General features: G+C 67.0%; 14 protein-coding genes. 7 read left to right on the top strand and 7 right to left on the bottom strand.

What is annotated here, in order from left to right; genetic code table 11:
* Positions 1–63 precede the first annotated feature (63 nt).
* Entirely contained in the window at positions 64–1,008 is a 945-nt protein-coding gene (gene ylqF / locus ACYVKR_RS11595) for a YlqF/YawG family GTPase (protein ID WP_460481063.1), read from the bottom strand.
* 45 nt (positions 1,009–1,053) lie between these two features.
* On the opposite strand from ylqF, the gene ACYVKR_RS11590 reads away from it, so the two are divergent.
* Together ACYVKR_RS11590 and ACYVKR_RS11585 are read left to right on the top strand one after the other, a co-directional pair.
* Positions 1,054–1,305, top strand: a complete 252-nt coding sequence (locus ACYVKR_RS11590; protein ID WP_460481062.1) for a hypothetical protein — start codon at positions 1,054–1,056, stop codon at positions 1,303–1,305.
* Positions 1,302–1,511: an oxidoreductase-like domain-containing protein gene (locus ACYVKR_RS11585; protein ID WP_460481061.1), complete on the top strand. Its 210-nt coding sequence runs from the start codon at positions 1,302–1,304 to the stop codon at positions 1,509–1,511. Before ACYVKR_RS11590 ends, ACYVKR_RS11585 begins: the two co-directional genes overlap by 4 nt.
* On the opposite strand, the gene ispF is transcribed toward ACYVKR_RS11585, so the two are convergent.
* Complete coding sequence (ispF, locus tag ACYVKR_RS11580) at positions 1,494–1,973, bottom strand: 2-C-methyl-D-erythritol 2,4-cyclodiphosphate synthase (RefSeq protein ID WP_460481060.1); 480 nt, start codon at positions 1,971–1,973, stop codon at positions 1,494–1,496. The two genes, ACYVKR_RS11585 and ispF, sit on opposite strands and share 18 nt — an antisense overlap.
* 33 nt (positions 1,974–2,006) lie before the next feature.
* Complete coding sequence (ispD, locus tag ACYVKR_RS11575) at positions 2,007–2,906, bottom strand: IspD/TarI family cytidylyltransferase (RefSeq protein WP_460481059.1); 900 nt, start codon at positions 2,904–2,906, stop codon at positions 2,007–2,009.
* Between the two features lie 86 nt (positions 2,907–2,992).
* Here ispD and mfd point away from each other — a divergent pair, with 86 nt between their 5' ends.
* Together mfd and serB are read left to right on the top strand one after the other, a co-directional pair.
* On the top strand, positions 2,993–6,484 hold the full coding sequence (gene mfd / locus ACYVKR_RS11570; RefSeq protein WP_460481058.1) for a transcription-repair coupling factor: 3,492 nt from the start codon (positions 2,993–2,995) through the stop codon (positions 6,482–6,484).
* A gap of 152 nt (positions 6,485–6,636) precedes the next feature.
* On the top strand, positions 6,637–7,338 hold the full coding sequence (gene serB / locus ACYVKR_RS11565) for a phosphoserine phosphatase SerB (protein WP_460481057.1): 702 nt from the start codon (positions 6,637–6,639) through the stop codon (positions 7,336–7,338).
* Here the strand turns inward: serB and ACYVKR_RS11560 are convergent.
* The 3 genes from ACYVKR_RS11560 to ACYVKR_RS11550 form a co-directional block, all read right to left on the bottom strand.
* Positions 7,295–9,316: an ATP-binding response regulator gene (locus ACYVKR_RS11560; protein WP_460481056.1), complete on the bottom strand. Its 2,022-nt coding sequence runs from the start codon at positions 9,314–9,316 to the stop codon at positions 7,295–7,297. The two genes, serB and ACYVKR_RS11560, sit on opposite strands and share 44 nt — an antisense overlap.
* 49 nt (positions 9,317–9,365) lie before the next feature.
* Complete coding sequence (locus tag ACYVKR_RS11555) at positions 9,366–10,907, bottom strand: ABC transporter substrate-binding protein (RefSeq protein ID WP_460481055.1); 1,542 nt, start codon at positions 10,905–10,907, stop codon at positions 9,366–9,368.
* A 94-nt stretch (positions 10,908–11,001) separates the two neighbouring features.
* On the bottom strand, positions 11,002–11,652 hold the full coding sequence (locus ACYVKR_RS11550; RefSeq protein WP_460481054.1) for a transcriptional regulator: 651 nt from the start codon (positions 11,650–11,652) through the stop codon (positions 11,002–11,004).
* Between the two features lie 553 nt (positions 11,653–12,205).
* Here ACYVKR_RS11550 and ACYVKR_RS11545 point away from each other — a divergent pair.
* From ACYVKR_RS11545 to ACYVKR_RS11535, 3 genes are all read left to right on the top strand, one after another.
* Positions 12,206–14,059 carry a prealbumin-like fold domain-containing protein gene (locus tag ACYVKR_RS11545; protein WP_460481053.1) on the top strand — a complete coding sequence of 618 codons (1,854 nt, stop codon included), beginning with the start codon at positions 12,206–12,208 and terminating at the stop codon, positions 14,057–14,059.
* Between the two features lie 198 nt (positions 14,060–14,257).
* On the top strand, positions 14,258–15,046 hold the full coding sequence (locus tag ACYVKR_RS11540) for a MetQ/NlpA family ABC transporter substrate-binding protein (RefSeq protein WP_460481052.1): 789 nt from the start codon (positions 14,258–14,260) through the stop codon (positions 15,044–15,046).
* Between the two features lie 122 nt (positions 15,047–15,168).
* Positions 15,169–16,470 (top strand): UDP-N-acetylglucosamine 1-carboxyvinyltransferase, encoded by a 1,302-nt coding sequence (locus tag ACYVKR_RS11535; RefSeq protein WP_460481051.1) that lies wholly within the window; start codon positions 15,169–15,171, stop codon positions 16,468–16,470.
* Between the two features lie 88 nt (positions 16,471–16,558).
* Here the strand turns inward: ACYVKR_RS11535 and ACYVKR_RS11530 are convergent, their stop codons facing one another.
* Positions 16,559–17,428, bottom strand: coding sequence for an EamA family transporter (locus ACYVKR_RS11530; protein ID WP_460481050.1), 870 nt, complete (start codon positions 17,426–17,428; stop codon positions 16,559–16,561).
* Positions 17,429–17,467: the final 39 nt, after the last annotated feature.

Genomic DNA, 17,467 nt, shown 5'->3' with positions numbered 1-17,467 from the left:
TCGGTATTTTCAAAGCCTTTTTGGCCTCCAGCGCTCATCCATCAAGCGCCAGCAGCTCTGTTTTCAATAGCGTTTACGCCCAGCCTGGCGCTGCTTGGTGTGTTCGGCCTTCTTGGCCTGGTGCTCGGCTTCGGCGGCCTGGCCGGCGGCGCGCCAGGCCTCGAACTCGGCCGGCGTCTCGAGCGTGATGCGGCCGAGCAGCATGGTGCGGAAGTCGGTGATCAGCAGCTCCGCGGCCTTCTGCATGTTGGTGCGGCCGCCGCTCATCACCGCGCCGCGCTTCTTGCCGATCAGCGCCAGCAGTTCGTCGTCGTGCAGCGCGGCGATGGCCTCGTCCGACAGGCCCAGCTTGTAGCGCTGCTCGAGCAGCGGTGCATAGTGCTTCTGCAGATACAGCAACAGTTCCAGCGCCACCAGTTCGTCGTCGTAGGCGTTGCGGCCCACCGAGCCGCAGGCGGCCAGGTTGAAGCCGGTCTGCGGCACGATGATCTTGGGCCAGAGCATGCCGGGCGTGTCCCACAGGTAGAAGTCGTGGTCGAGCACGATGCGCTGCTCGTCCTTGGTCACGCCGGCCTCGTCGCCGGTCCGGGCCTGGCCCTTGCCGCTCATGCTGTTGATGAGCGTGGACTTGCCCACGTTGGGCACGCCGCAGATCAGCACCCGCATGGGCTTGGCCATGCCGCCGCGCTGCGGCGCGAGCCCCCGGCAGGCGGCCACGAGGCGCTTGGCGGGGGCCGGCTCGGAGGCATCGAGCGGCAAGGCCTTGGTCTCGTGCTGCGCGTCATACCAGGCGGCCCACAGCGCGGTGCTGGCGGGGTCGGCCATGTCCTGCTTGTTGATGATCTTGAGCGTGGGCTTGTGCTGGGTCAGCTCGGCCAGCAGCGGGTTGGCGCTGGAGCCGGGCATGCGCGCGTCCAGCACCTCGATCACCACGTCGATGTCCTTGATGCGCTCGCCGATCAGCTTGCGCGTCAGGTGCATGTGGCCGGGGAACCATTGGATACTCATTGTTTTTTCTTTCTGGCGATCCACCACGGGATCGATAATGCGGGCATGTCTTCCGTCTCTCAACGCCAGTACGATGCCCAGCGCAAATCGGACCAGGACGTGCTCATCAAGGGCGTGATCCTGGCGATGATCGGTCTGGTCATCATCGTCTCGCCCCATGTAGCGCATACCGATATTGTGCAGGGGATCATCGCCCCCGCCGCACCGGTGGGCTGGTTTTCACTGGTGCTGGGCCTGGCCTTCATCGGGCGCTTCGCGATCCGCCGCAAGAACGCGCCGCCCCGCCCCGAACAGTGACCAGCCACGAAGCAGCCCTGGCCTGCTTTGCCGAGCTGCAGGCCCGGGCCGCGGCCCAGGGCATTGCGCTGCGCGCGCCGCCGCCGGCTCCCACCACCTGCTGCGGCCGGGGCTGCAACGGCTGCGTGTGGGAAGGCTTCTTCGCCGCCGCTGTCTTCTGGCGCGAGGATGCGCTGGAGGCCCTGGCCTCAGCCGCGCACCAGTAGCACCACCGCCCGCGCCTCCATCGCTGCGCCCTGCCCCACCGGACCCATCTTCTCGGCGGTCTTGGCCTTCACGTTGACCTGGTCTTCGCCCACGCCCAGCGCCTGGGCGATGGCCGCGCGCATGGCCGGGATGTGCGGCGCGAGCTTGGGCGCCTGGGCGATCACCGTGCTGTCCACGTTGTTCACCACCCAGCCGCGCTCGCGCACGCGGCGCATGGCCTCGGCCAGCAGCACGGCCGAATCGGCGCCGCGAAAGCGCGCGTCGGTGTCGGGGAAATGCGTGCCTATGTCGCCCAGCCCGGCCGCGCCCACCAGGGCGTCGGTGATGGCGTGCAGCAGCACGTCGGCGTCGGAATGGCCCAGCAGGCCGGCGGCATGGGGGATCGCTACGCCGCCGATGATGAGCGGGCGACCGGGCACCAGCGCGTGGATGTCCCAGCCTTCTCCAATTCGAAATTGCATGTATCTCTAGATAAAAATGGCTGCCAGCGCTTGCTAGGCTTGCGCTGGCATGTCAAAAAAGTGAGCAGCAGTATGCCCGGCATCTGGCCTGGCCATGCGCTGCGCCAGCACCGCCTCGGCCAGTGCGAAGTCGTCGGGATAGGTGACCTTGAGGTTGTGCGCGCTGCCCATCACCAGCTGCGGGCGCAGGCCCATGGCCTCGACGGCGCTGGCCTCGTCGGTGACTTCGGCGCAGGCCTGCAGCGCCTGCAGCAAGGTGGCTATGCGGAACATCTGCGGCGTCTGCGCCAGCCATTTGTCGGCGCGCTCCACCGTCGCGGCCACGCGCTCGCGGCCATCGGCGTCCACCACGGCGGCCTTCAGCGTGTCGGGCAGGCGCAGCGCCATCAGCCCGCCCACCGGGTCATGAGCGCAGGCGTGGATCAGGCGCTCGATCTGGGCCGGCGTGATGAGGCAGCGCGCGGCATCGTGCACCAGCACCCAGTCGTGTGGCTGCGCGCCCTGGGCCAGCAGCGCGTGCAGGCCACCGGTCACCGTGTCGGCGCGCGTCGGCCCGCCGCAGGGCGCGAGCGCGTAGCCGTCGTGCGGGTAGCGTTCGAGGAAATCGTCGCCGGCGGACACGCCGACCACGATGCTCGACAGCCGCTTGACCGCCAGGAACGCCGCCAGCGTGTGCAGCACCAGCGGCCAGCCGGCCACGGCCTGGTACTGCTTGGGCAGGCGCAGGTCGCGGTCGGCGCCCATGGCGCGCGTGCCCACGCCCGCGCAGGGCAGGAAGGCCCAGTAGCGCTCGACCAGGTCGGACGCGATGCGGCCGATCTCCTGCGTCGCGGCGCCGGTGTCCACCACGTCGTCGCTCGGCACCGGCGTGGCCTCGGACGGGCCAGCACCTTGCGGCTTGCGGGGTTTGACGGGCGAAGGAGACTCATTCATCCCCGGGATTCTAAAATAGCGGCCTTCGCACGGCGGCCTCGCGGCCTTTCCGTGCTTTTGGCGTTTTCACCCTTACCGAAAAATCCATGGACCTCCCCAAACTCACTGCCGGCAAACGCTTTCAACTGCCCATGCCCGTGGGCAGCGCCGATGCGCTGCTGCTCGCCCAGCTCGCGGGGCGTGAGGCGCAGGCCAAGCGCATGGTGGCCATCATCACCGCCGACGCGGGCGACGCCAACCGCCTGCAGGACGAACTGGCCTTCTTCGCGCCCGGGCTGCGCACCGCCATGTTCCCCGACTGGGAGACCCTGCCCTACGATGCCTTCTCGCCGCACCAGGACCTGATCAGCGAGCGCCTGGCGACGCTGTGGCAGATCAGCCAGCGGCAGGTCGACGTGGTGCTGGTGCCCGCCACCACGGCGCTGTACCGGCTGGCGCCGCCGGCCTTCCTGGCGGGCTACACCTTCGAGTTCAAGGCCGGGCAGAAGCTCGACGAGGCCAAACTCAAGGCCCAGCTCACGCTGGCGGGCTACAACCATGTGTCGCAGGTGGTGGGCCACGGCGAATACTCGGTGCGCGGCGGGCTGATCGACCTGTTCCCCATGGGCTCGCTGGTGCCGTACCGCGTGGACCTGTTCGACGACGAGATCGATTCCATCCGCACCTTCGACCCCGACACCCAGCGCAGCCTGTACCCGGTGAAGGAGGTGCGGCTGCTGCCCGGCCGCGAGTTTCCGATGGACGACGAGGCGCGCGCGGGCTTTCGCAACCGCTGGCGCGAGCTGCTGGAGGGCGACCCGACCAAGAGCCGCATCTACAAGGACATGGGCAACGGCGTGGCCACGGCCGGCATCGAGTACTACCTGCCGCTGTTCTTCGAGCAGACGGCCACGGTGTTCGACTACCTGGGCGACGAGTCCACGCTGGTGCTGCACGGCGAGCTGGAGCCGGCCTTCCAGCGCTTCTGGCAGGACACCCGCGACCGCTACCGCCTGGTGCAGGGCGACCCCGAGCGCCCCGCGCTGCCGCCCGAGACCCTGTTCCTCACGGCCGAGCAGTTCTACGCCACGGCCAAGGCCAATGCCCAGCTCGCGCTGCGGCCCGAGGTCGCCGACGTGGAGGGCAGCGCCTTTGTCCAGAAGCTCGAAGACCTGTCGGTGGTGCGTGGTGCCGAAGACCCGCTGGCCCGGCTGCAGCAGCACATCGCCTCGGGCCAGGCACGCACGCTGCTGCTGGCCGAGAGCGACGGCCGCCGCGAGAGCCTGCTCGACTTCTTCCGCGCCAGCGGGCTGAACCCGCCGGCCTTCGATTCGCTGGCCGAGTTCCAGCAGACCACGGACGAGCCCGTGGGCATCGCCACGGCCGCGCTGGCCCACGGCTTTCGCTGGGCCGAGGCGGGCATCGACTTCGTCACCGAGACCGAGCTGTTCGCCACCACCGGCGGCGCGCGCCGGCGCCGCAAGCAGGAGCAGGCCAGCGACGTCGAGGCGCTGATCAAGGACCTGTCGGAGCTGAAGGTGGGCGACCCGGTGGTCCACGCGCAGCACGGCATCGGCCGCTACCATGGGCTGATCAACATGGACATCGGTCAGAAGAACCCCGATGGCACGCCGGCGCTGCAGGAGTTTCTGCACCTGGAGTACGCCGACAAGGCCGTGCTCTACGTGCCCGTGAGCCAGCTCGCGCAGATCAGCCGCTACACCGGCGTGTCGGCCGACGAGGCGCCGCTGCACAAGCTGGGCTCGGGCCAGTGGGAAAAGGCCAAGCGCCGCGCCGCCGAGCAGGTGCGCGACAGCGCGGCCGAGCTGCTGAACCTGTACGCGCGCCGCGCTGCGCGCCAGGGCCACGCCTTCCGCTACAGCCCGCAGGACTACGAACAGTTCACCAACGACTTCGGCTTCGAGGAGACGGCCGACCAGCTCGCCGCCATCCACGCGGTGATCCAGGACATGGTCTCGCCCCACCCCATGGACCGCCTGGTCTGCGGCGACGTGGGCTTTGGCAAGACCGAGGTGGCGCTGCGCGCGGCCTTCGTGGCGGCCGTCGGCGGCAAGCAGGTGGCCTTCCTCGCGCCCACGACGCTACTGGCCGAGCAGCACTACCAGACGCTGGTGGACCGCTTCTCGAAGTGGCCGATCAAGGTGGCCGAGGTCTCGCGCTTCCGCTCGGGCAAGGAGGTCAACACCACGCTCAAGGGCCTGGAGGAAGGCACGGTGGACATCGTCGTCGGCACGCACAAGCTGCTGTCGGAATCGACCAAGTTCAAGAACCTGGGCCTGCTCATCATCGACGAGGAGCACCGCTTCGGCGTGCGCCACAAGGAGGCGATGAAGGCCATGCGCGCCGAGGTGGACGTGCTCACGCTCACCGCCACGCCGATCCCGCGCACCATGGGCATGGCGCTTGACGGGCTGCGCGACCTCTCGGTGATCGCCACCGCGCCGCAGCGCCGCCTGGCGATCAAGACCTTTGTGCGCAACGAGGGCACGGGCGTGATCCGCGAGGCCGTGCTGCGCGAATTGAAGCGCGGCGGCCAGTGCTACTTCCTGCACAACGAGGTCGAGACCATCGAGAACCGGCGCCAGAAGCTCGAAGAGATCCTGCCCGAGGCGCGCATCGCCGTGGCCCACGGCCAGATGCCTGAGCGCGAGCTCGAGCGCGTGATGCGCGACTTCGTGGCGCAGCGCTACAACATATTGCTGTGCTCGACCATCATCGAGACCGGCATCGACGTGCCCAGCGCCAACACCATCATCATCAGCCGCGCCGACAAGTTCGGCCTGGCGCAGCTGCACCAGCTGCGCGGCCGCGTGGGCCGCAGCTACCACCAGGCCTACGCCTACCTGATGGTGCCCGACATGGACGGCCTGACCAAGCAGGCCCAGCAGCGGCTGGAGGCCATCCAGCAGATGGAGGAGCTGGGCTCGGGCTTCTACCTGGCCATGCACGACCTGGAGATCCGCGGCGCCGGCGAGGTGCTGGGCGAGAACCAGAGCGGCAACATGATGGAGATCGGCTACCAACTCTACAACGAGATGCTGGCCGAAGCCGTGCGCAGCCTGAAGAACGGCAAGGAGCCCGACCTGCTGGCGCCGCTGTCCGCCGCCACCGACATCAACCTGCACGCGCCTGCGCTGCTGCCCAACGACTACTGCGGCGACGTGCACCTGCGCCTGTCGTTCTACAAGAAACTGGCCACCGCCAAGACCAGCGAGCAGATCGACCGCCTGCTCGAAGAGCTGGTCGACCGCTTCGGCAAGCTGCCTGCCCAGGCCCAGACCCTGGTGGACGTGCACCGCCTGCGCGTGCTGAGCGAGCCCTACGGCGTGCAGAAGGTGGACGCGGCGCCCGGCGTGATCAGCATCACCTTCCGCCCCCGGCCGCCGATCGATCCGATGGCCATCATCCACCTGATCCAGAAGAACAAGGCCATCAAGCTCGCCGGCAACGACAAGCTGCGCATCGAGCGCGAACTGCCTGATCCCAAGGACCGCGCCCAGATGGTGCGCGACGTGCTACGCAGCCTGGGCCAGCCGCTCGCGCCCGAGCCAGCCAAGGCCGCGCAGGCCGTGGACTGACGCCCGCAATCACTATCAAAAAGAGAGCTTGCAGCGCTTGATATCCAATCCATTCAATATCAAAAGTATTTGAATGCATTGCACGGCAAGCGCCAGCAGCTCTCTTTTTTGAATACCAGTAGAATCCGCCCACTTTCAGAAAGCCTTCCCCCATGTCCACCGCACCCGCCCTCGAAATCAAAGGCCAGCTCCCCTCCACCCGCCTGGCCGACTACAAGCTCATCGCCTTCGACATGGACTCGACGCTGATCACCATGGAGTGCATCGACGAGATCGCCGACATCACCGGCAAGAAGGCCGAGGTGGCCGCGATCACCGAGGCGGCGATGCGCGGCGAGATCGCCGACTACAAGGAGAGCCTGCGCCAGCGCCTGGCGCTGCTGCAGGGCGTGCCCATGGCGGACATCGAGCGCGTGCGCGCCGAGCGCCTGCAGCTCACGCCCGGCGCCAAGACCCTGGTCGATGCCTGCCGCGCCGCGGGCCTGAAGGTGCTGCTGGTGTCCGGCGGCTTCACCTATTTCGCCGAGCATGTGCGCGAGCTGCTGGGCATCGACTTCGTGCGAGCCAACGTGCTCGAGGTGCAGGACGGCAAGCTTACCGGCAACGTGGTCGAGCAGGCCTGGGGCGACATCTGCGACGGCGACGAAAAGCGCCGCACCGTGCTGGGCCTGGCCTCGCTGATGGGCATTTCGCCCGAGCAGTGCATCGCCGTGGGCGACGGCAGCAACGACCTGCCGATGATGCGCGAGGTGGGCGTGTCGGTCGCCTTCCACGCCAAGCCCCGCGTGCGCGCCGAGGCCAAGGTGGCGATCAACCAGGGTGGCCTGGATCAGCTGCTGCAGGTGCTGGGCTGAACTCTGGCTGCTGGTGCCGGCGCAGCCATTCGTGGCTCAGCCGAATGTGCAGCGCATGCGGATCGATGGGCTTGTGCATCAGCGCCGCGCCCAGCCGGTTCGCCATCTGCAGCCGCTCCGGCGCCGTGTCGCCGGTCAGGATGAAGAACTCCGGCAGTTGCTGCCACTGCGGGTGCTGCTCCACGGCATCGCGCACCGAGCGGATGACCTGCCCGCCGTCCTCGGTCTTGGACAGGCGCAGGTCGGTCAGCACCACGTCCCACAGCGGGCCGCCCGCCTCGACGGCGCGGCTGAGCTGGCGCTGCACCTGGCCCACCGTGCCCGCGCCCAGCACGTCGCACTGCCACTGCTCCAGCATGCTGCACAGGCCGGCGCGCACCAGCGGCTCGTCGTCCACCACCAGCACGCGCAGGCCCGGCAGCGGCAGGTAGCTGCTCTCGCTCGCCTCCTCCCACAGGTTGGCCGTCATGCCAGGCGTGTTGGCCGGCTGCGCATCGGCCATCAGCGTGACGCGGAACACGCTGCCGCGCCCCAGGTACGACGCCATACCGACCTTGGCGTTCAGCATGTCGGCCAGCTCGCGCACGATGGCCAGCCCCAGGCCCATGCCCTTGCTGCCCAGGCCGTTGTCCTCGACCTGGCGGAACTCCTGGAAGATCAGCTCGTGGTTGGCAGCATCGATGCCGATGCCGGTGTCCCAGACCTCGATGCAGCGCTGGTTGCGCCGCTTGCGCACGGCGATCAGCACGCCGCCGTGCTCGGTGTAGCGCAGCGCGTTCGACACCAGGTTGCGCAGCAGCATGAACAGCAGGGTCTGGTCGGTGTGCACCCAGTCCTCGCTGTCGCGCACGCGGAACACCAGCCCCTTGGCGTCGGCCTGCGGGCCGTATTCCTTCTCGAGCCGGCGCAGCAGCGGCGCCACCGCCACCGCCTGGAACTTGGGGTCGAGCACGCCGGCCTCGATGCGCGAGTAGTCCATCAGCGTGTCCAGCATCTCGCGGCTGGCCGCACTCGCGGCGCGCGCCTGCTCGAGGATGTTGGCCTGCGCGGCGGTGAGGCCCGAACCGCGCAGCGTTTCGAGGAACAGGTTCAGCGCCTGCACCGGCTGGCGCAGGTCGTGGCTGGCGCCGGCCAGGAAGCGGTTCTTGGCGCGCACCGCGTGCTGGGCCGCGCGGGCGTGGTCGTCCAGGTGCTTCTTGTACGAGGCGATGGCCGTGGCCAGCTGGTCGATCTCGTCGCCGCGGTTCTCCGACGGCTTGCCCTGGATGCCGCCGAACTCGTCCTTGCGCACCTCGCGCTGCAACGCCATGATGCGGCGCGACACCGAGGCCTCGACGTACAGGCCGGCAAAGATCACGACCAGGATCAGCCCCGTCACCAGCCAGTTCAGGCGCTCCTGCTGGCTGGCCACGTCCTGCGACAGCTGGCGGCCGCGCTGGTTGAGCTGGCGGCGCAGGTCGGCCGACACATGGCTGGCCAGCAGCGACAGCTCGGTGGCGCGCGCCTGGCTGTCCTGCACCAGCGCATTGATCCGGGACTCGCTGCGCCCATAGACCGAGGGCTCGAACACCATCTTGCTCAGCTGGTCCACCTTGGTCTTCAGCGCCTCGCGCGCCGACAGCAGCTCGCCCCCGAGCTGCGGCAGCTCGTTGCCGATGCTCAGCTCCATCACCAGCTTGTCCAGCCAGAGCATGCGGTCGGTCAGCTCCATCATGTTCAGGCGCTGCTCGCTCTGGTTGTTGCTCTGCCCCACCAGGCGCGCGTAGCTGGCCACCATCTCGCTTTGCTGCATCAGCCGGGTGCTGGTGACGAGCTGCTCCATCTCCACGTTGGCCAGGTGCCGCACCTCCTGGTCGGTGCGCCGCAGCCCCTGAATGGCGAACACGAATACCAGCGCGATGCCCACCGCGACCATGGTCAGGATGATGAGCAGCCGGGTAGTGACCAGCAGTTTGCCGAGTTTCTGGTTGCCGGACATATCGTGGAAGCAGGTTCGGAAGGATGGGGAGGCAGGAGGCCGGCGGCCTTCAGTTCTGCCAGCGCAGGTTCTCGATGGCGAAGACCGGTACCGGGCAATGCTCCCACATGCCGGCCAGGCCGCGGCGGATGAAGTTGCGCTCGGGCCGCATCTGGATGAACAGGTTGACCGCGTCCTCCGTCACCTGGCGCTGCGCCTGCGCCAGCCACTCGTTGCGCTCGGCTTCGCTGCGGGCGCTGCGCACCTTCTCCCAGATCGGCCGGAAGGCCCGGTTGTCGTAGTTGAAGTAGTAGTCGCCACGGGCGTAGATGTTCAGGTCCATGGGCTCCACATGCATGATCAGCGTCATGTCGTAGTCCTTCTTCTTGAATACATCTTCCAGCCAGGTCGGCCAGCCCATGGTGACGATCTCGATCTTGAGGCCGATGGCCTCGAGCTGCCGCGCCACGATCAGGCCACCGTAGCGGCCATAGTCGGTGGGCGGCACGGCCAGCCGCAGCACGGTGCCGGGCTCCACCTGGGCCTGGCGCAGCAGCTCGCGGGCCTTGGCCACGTCGTAGGGATAGCGGTTCACCAGGTCCACGTAGGCCGGGTGGTTGGGAGAGAAATGCGTGCCTATGGGCACGGCGCTGACCAGCTGGCCGTATATGTCGCGGAACTCGCGGCGGTTGATGGCGTGGCTGAGCGCGCGGCGCACGCGGATATCGCTCAGCGGCGCGCGCGCATTGTTCAGCGCCACGATCTGCTTGCCCTCCACGCCGCGCGAGCTCATCACGTAGTCGGAGCGCGACGCAAACGCCCCAGTCAGCCGCGTCACGCTGCTGAGCGCGTCGATGCGGCCCTCGGCCAGCATGCTCTCGGTCTCGAACGAGGTGCTCATGAACAGGAACTGCGCCTCGCGGATCTGCGGCCGCGCCGGCCCCCACCACGAGGCATTGCGCACCAGACGCACCAGGCGGTTGCGCTCCCAGTTCTGCACCCGGTACGGCCCCGTGCCCACGGGCTGCAGCGCATTGGTTTGCGCGGTGTCGGGGTGTACCAGCACGGCTCCCGGCAGCGCCAGCGCATAGGTCAGCAGGCCGTCGGGCGCCGACAGGCGGATGCGCAGCACATGCTCGCCATTGGCCTCGACGGACTCGATCTTGTCGAACCACTCCAGATAGGCGTTGGCATTGGTCATCTTCAGCATGCGCCGCAGGCTGGACACCGCCGTATAGGCATTGAACGGCTTGCCGTCGTGGTAGACCACCTGCTTGCGCAGCGTGAAATCCACCACCTTGCCATCCTCGCTGAGCTTCCACTCGGTGGCCAGCCGCGGGCGCACCTGGCCGGAGCCGTCGATATAGGTCAGCCCCTCATAGACATTGGCATAGGTGATCTCGCTGGCGGTGGCAGCACTGGTCGTGGTGATATCGAGCGACGAGGGTTCGAGCTGGATACCGATGCGCACCAGATCCGAGGCCGCCCATGCCGGGCTGCCGGCCGCCAGCAGCCACAGCGCAAGCGCCAGTCCGCATCGCCGCGCGCGCCGCAGTGCATGCCGGCATCCGCTCATCGATGCAGTCGTGATCTTCGTGGCTTCGCCCCCCATAGTCCCTCTCCCCGCCGGCATGGTACGCACCCATGCATTGTGTGGCAAAAGCCATGGGCTGAATCACCCATGGGGGAAGACCATGCACCCGTTTCTATTCGATGAATGCGATGGGCAGCACGCCCTGGCGCTGGGCCGCCGCCACGGCCTGGGTCCGCGTCTGCGCGCCGAAATGCCGCAGTATCGCCACCACCTGGTTGCGCACCGTGTGTTCGCTCACTTCCAGCCGCTTGGCGATCGCCTTGTTGCTGAAGCCCTGGGCCACCAGCTTGAGCACCTCGTACTGGCGCGGCGGCAAGGCATGGCCCCGGGCGACCGCGACGGGCGAGGGCATGTGCGCGGTCGTGGCATCGAACAGGCCACCGTCCTGCCTTCTTTGCAGCCACTGCTGCACCTCGATGCAAATGGCCTCGGGCGCCAGGGTCTTGGACATGAAGCCCGCCGCGCCGCTACGCGCCGCCGACTGCATCAGCTCCTGGTGGTCGTAGCCCGAAAGAATCACCACGTAGACGCCGGGCCAGTGCGCGCGCAGCCGCGCAATGCCGCTGAGCCCGTCGCCGCCCGGCATGCTGATGTCCAGCAGCACCAGGTCGACCCATGCACCCAGCGCCAGCGCCTCGGCGATGGAGCCCGCCTCGTGGAAATCGGCCTGCACACGGTCGCTGGCGGACAGCACCATGCGCAGCCCCTGCCTGAACAAGGGGTGGTCGTCAACCAGCAGCACGGAAGGTAGAGATCGAGTCATGCCAATGCGCTCCTTTCTCGACGAAGCACTCATGCCACAATCATTACACACAACTCACAATTTAATACAAATTTAACTAGTACATATGTACTAATCACCACCCTCTCGGCATTCGCTTTTATATTGCCAGAAAAATATCACAACACAATGTTTTTTAACATTTTTTAAAAAACACCCCTGGGTCTTATTCTCTGCTGCAGCCCACCATTAGTACGTATGGGCTATTTTCACATATTAACAAAACAATGACTATCGAATCACTCTGATACATCGTTAGCAAACGGTTATCGAGCGCCCCCCAGCACGGTATGCCACCGCCATGGCACACCCCACCCACGTCGAGGGAAGCAGCATGAGTGATATCCAGGACAGCAGACTCTTCAGCCAGCGCAACGGCCTTTTCCACCCGCCTCTCCGTTCCCAGCTAAATCCGCGGGGAAGCATCCGATCTCCGAAACGCAGGGTCTCCGTCCTGGGCACCTGGATCGCCGGCCTGGCGCTGGCCGCAACCTGGCCACTGGCCCAAGGGCAGATCATTCGCAACAACTGCTCCGTGGGGGCCGGCAACGGCTACAACTGCGTGGCCGCCGACTCGAACGGCGACTCGCTCGCCGTGGCCTCGAACGTGCCCTGCGTGATCGGCTCGCAGGTGGGAGTGCCCGTCACCATCAGTTCCTCGGGCACCTCGGCACAGTCGCGCTACGACGTGGGCGTGTGGTTCAGCAACCCCGCCCAGGCTAACTCCTGCCAGGTGTTCCCCACCTCGCCGGCGCCGAACAATGGCTCCACCTACCTGAACCTCAACAATGACCTGTACGGCGACGCCCAGAAGAACGTGACCTCGTCGCAGACCTTTGCCTCGGTCCAAGTGCAGTGCCAGCCCCAAGGCGACGGCAGCCTGAAGATCCCCGCGATGATCTACTGGGGCAACCAGGAAAGCGATGTCGACTTGCTGGAGCCCAGTGCGAAGTCGAAGTGCAGCCGCCCCGATGTGGTCGCCCCCAACTACCCCTTCCTGGGGCAGATCACCGTCACCAAGAAGGCGCCCACCGCCACCAACGAGGCCTTTGACTTCAGCGTGAGCGCCGGTCAGGGCGGCAGCGTCGTGGATCCCGCCTCGCCGAATTTCAGCCTGGGCAACAACGGCTCGCAGGTCATCACCGCCGCCGTGAGCCAGGGCGGCCTGGCCTACACCGTGACCGAAACGCCGCTGGCAGGCTGGAACTTCCAGGGCGCCCAGTGCTCGGACATGTCCTCGGGCGCCGCCGTGCCGCTGGCCACCACGCCGGCAACCAATGGCGTGACGATCAACCTCTCGCACGCCGTGCACCATGTCTCCTGCGAGTTCACCAACACCAAGGCGCCGGCCGCAGGCACCGTGACGGTGCTCAAGAGCCTGACCGCTGGCGATCCTGGCCTGTTCGACCTGTCGATCCAGGCCGGACAGAGCCAAGCATCGGTCCAGGCCATCGGCAACGGCGGTACCGTGTCGCTGCAGAACGTGGCTGCAGGCGCCTCCGTGCAGGTTGGCGAAGCTGCCAACGGCAGCACCAGCCTGGCCAACTACACCTCGGCCCTGAGCTGCACCGGCGTGCAAGGCGTCAGCGGCACGACCAGCGGCAGCTTCACCATGCCCGAGGGCGGTGCCGTCGCGTGCACCTTCACCAACACCCGCAAGACCAATACCGTGACGGTAAAGAAGACGCTGGCGCCCACAGATGACGACGGCAGGTTCAACCTGCTGGTCAACGGCACCGTGCAGGCCACCAACATCGGCAACAACGGCAGCACCGCCGCGGTCGGCACGCCGGTGGGCAGCACCGTGCAGGTCGGCGAAGCCGGCTATACCGGCACCGACCTGGCCAACTACAGCGCCGCGCTGAGCTGCACCTGGGAAGGCGGCAGCACCACGGCCAGCAGCTTCACCATGCCCAATGCCCCGGTCACCTGCACCTATACCAACACCCGCAAGACCAACACCGTGACGGTGAAGAAACTGCTCGCCCCCGGCAATGACAGCGGCAAGTTCAACCTGCAGGTCAACGGCACGACCCAGGCCACGGACGTGGGCAACAACGGCAGCACCGCGGCCATCGTCGTGCCGGCGGGCAGCACCGCACAGGTGGCCGAGCTGGCGGGCACCGGTGCCAACCTGGCCAACTACAACTCCAGCCTGGCGTGCACCGGCGTGAGCGGCGTCACCGGCACCACCGACAGCAGCTTCACCGTGCCGCTCGAAGGCGCCGTGGTCTGCACCTTCAGCAACACCCGCAAGGCAGCGCCACCGGCACCCGCGGCGATCCCCACGCTGGGCATGGCCGGCCTGGCCGCGATGAGCGGGCTGCTGGGTCTGGCCGCCCTGCTGGTGCGCCGGCGCAGCGTCCGCGCCGGGACTGACCGCGGCTGATCGCGCCCCCTCCCCCTTGAAACCCGCGGCAGGTCCTCTGGCCTGCCGCTGTCTTTGGGGCTTCCCGCCGCCTCCAAACAATCAATTGGAATAAATATCCACTCCTTCATAACCAAATCACCTTTTGATCTTTTCCACCGCCGCGAATTGGCGCTAGACTTCGGGCCACCTGTTTCAACGACAAACCGATCACCCTCTATGTTCAAGAAAACGCTTTCCGCCCTGGCGATCGCTTCCTTCGCCTTTGCCGCCCAGGCGGCCGATGTGGTGCTCAAGGTCGGCGCCACCGCCGTGCCCCACGCCGAACTGCTGAACTTCGTCAAGCCCAAGCTCAAGGCCGAGGGCGTGGACCTGCAGGTGCGCGAGTTCTCCGACTACGTGCAGCCGAACGCCGCCGTGCAGGACAAGCAGCTCGACGCCAACTTCTTCCAGCACCAGCCCTACCTCGACAGCTTCAACAAGGACCACAAGAGCACGCTGGCCGCGGTGGCCAACGGCAAGATCCACGTCGAGCCCTTCGGCGCGTATTCGAGCAAGATCAAGAACATCAAGGAGCTGAAGGACGGCGCCACCATCGCCATCCCCAACGATCCGTCGAACGGCGGCCGCGCGCTGATTCTGCTGGCCAAGCAGGGCCTGATCGAGCTGAAGGACCCCAAGAGCCTGACGCCGACCCCGCTGGACGTAGCGAAGAACCCCAAGAAGCTGAAGTTCAAGGAACTGGAAGCCCCGCTGCTGCCGCGCGCGCTGGCCGACGTGGACCTGGCCCTGATCAACACCAACTACGCCATCGAGGCCAAGCTGAACCCGACCAAGGACGCGCTGTTCATCGAAGGCGCCGATTCGCCCTACACCAACATCGTGGTGTCGCGCACCGACCGCGTGAACGATCCGGCCATCGCCAAGCTCACGAAGGCGCTGCGCAGCGACGACGTGAAGACGTTCATCCGCGAAAAGTACAAGGGCGCCGTCGTCCCGGCTTTCTGACCAACCACCTGCGGGGGCCATATTGACCCCTGTTTACAAAAGGCACTGCATGGCAGTGCCTTTTCGCTTGGGCGCTCCTGTACCATGCGCCATTCTCTGCTGTTAGCGAATCGTCTCTCCCCATGTCCAAACTGATCGTGCACGGCGGCACGCCCCTCCACGGCCGCATCAATCCCTCGTCGAACAAGAACGCCGTCCTGCCCGTGCTGTGCGCCACGCTGCTGACCGACGAGCCGCTCACGCTGCACGGCATCCCCGACATCACCGACGTGCGCAAGATCCTGGCCATCTTCGCGCAGCTCGGCAGCGAGGTGCAGATGGACTACGGCAGCGGCGTGCTGCGCCTGCACCACCACGCCACGCACTTCGACGAGTGCAAGCACCACCTGCCCGAGGAGATGCGCTCGTCCATCATGCTGGTGCCGCCGCTCTTGGCGCGCTTCGGCGTGGCACGGCTGGAGGACAACGTCAAGGGCTGCACGCTGGGCGTGCGCGAGATCGATCCGCACATCGACGTCTTCCGCCGCTTCGGCGGCACGGTGGAGCGCGGCGAGGGCTCGCTCATCATCCGCACCGCCGGCTCGATGACCTGCAACCAGCACTGGCTGGACTACGCCTCGGTCACCACCACCGAGAACTTCGTGCTCTGCGCCGCCACCGCCGAAGGCACCTCGGTGCTGACCAACGCGGCCTGCGAGCCGCATGTGCAGGAGTTCTGCCGCTTCATGGTGATGCTGGGCGCCCGGATCGAGGGCATCGGCACCTCGCGCCTGACGGTGCACGGCCAGCGCCAGCTCGGCGGCGGCGAGTTCCATTTCGAGGAAGACTTCCACGAGATCACCACCTTCCTCGCGCTGGGCGCCATCACCAACGGCGACATCGAGGTGCGCAACCGCAAGCCCGACAACTTCCCGCTGATCGACCGCACCTTCGCCAAGTTCGGCGTGCACATCGAGCACAAGGACGGCTGGTCACGCGCGCTGCGCAGCGGCCCGCTGAAGGTGGAGACGCCCTTCACCAGCAACGTGCTGACCAAGGTCGAGGCCGCGCCCTGGCCCTACTTCCCGGTCGACCTGCTGCCCATCTTCATCGCTTTGGGCGTGCGCGCCCAGGGCAACGCCATGTTCTGGAACAAGGTCTACGACGGCGCACTGGGCTGGACGGGCGAACTGTCCAAGTTCGGCGCCCACGTGTTCTCGTCCGACCCGCACCGCATCGTCACGCTGGGCGGCAACCCGCTGACGCCGGCCGTGGTCGAGAGCCCCTACATCATCCGCGTGGCGATAGCCCTCTTCATGGTGGCGGCCAGCATCGAGGGCCGCTCCGAGATCCGCAACGCCACGCCCATCCGCCGCGCGCACCCGCACTTCGTCGAGAACCTGCAGAGTCTGGGCGCGCGGGTCGAGTGGGCTGACGAGAACTGATCAAAAAAAGGAGCTGCTGGCGCTTGATAGGCAAGCGATTCAGGTACTTTTATCCTTGAATCGGTTGAATGACAAGCGCTAGAAGCTATTATTTTTGCTGCGGCTGCGCCGTCAGCGCGCTGCCCATGGCCGCGGCCATGATGACGGCGATGGCCATCCACTGCACCAGCGTCAGGTGCTCGCCCAGCACCAGCATGCCGGCAATGGCCGCCACCGCCGGCTCGGTGGCCAGCATGGTCGAGAAGGCGCCGGGCGACAGGCGCTTGAGCGCGAACATCTCCAGCGAGTACGGCACCGCGCTCGACACCGCCGCCACCGCCACGCCATAGAGCAGCATCTCGGGCAGCAGCAGCTTGGCGCCCGCCTCGGCCACGCCGAAAGGCACGACCACCAGCGCCGCCGACAGCAGCCCCAGCGACACCACCATGCCGCCGTGCATCTGCCCGGCGCGCTTGCCCAGCACGATGTAGGTGGCCCAGCAGGCCGCGGCGGCCAGCGCCAGCGCGATGCCCAGCGGATCGAGCAGCCCGAAGTTCGTGCCGAACAGCGGCAGGATCAGCAGCAAAAACAGCCCCAGCACCGCCAGCCCCAGCCAGACGAAATCCAGCCAGCGGCGCGAGGTCCACACCGCCACCGACAGCGGGCCGACGAACTCGATCGCCACCGTCACGCCAAACGGCAGGCGCTTGATCGCCATGTAGAACAGCAGGTTCATCAGCCCCAGCGCCACGCCGAAGCAGGCAATCTGCTTCAGGTTGGCCCGGCTCGGCCCGAAGCGCCACGGCCGCCAGATGGCCAGCAGCAGCACGGCCGAGAAGCCCACGCGCAGCGCCGTGGTGCCCTGTGCCCCAACGATGGGGAACAGGTGCTTGGCAAAGCTGGTGCCCAGGCACAGCGAGACGACCGAGCCCAGCACGGCCAGCGACGGCAGCACGCGCTGCACGAGAGAATGTGACATGGCCGCCATCATAGTGGCGCCCAGGCAGGCCGGGCGGCA

The sequence above is a fragment of the Comamonas humi genome, assembly GCF_054782535.1.
Note: the sequence above shows the minus strand (reverse complement) of the source record. Positions and strands in the feature narration are given on the sequence as shown.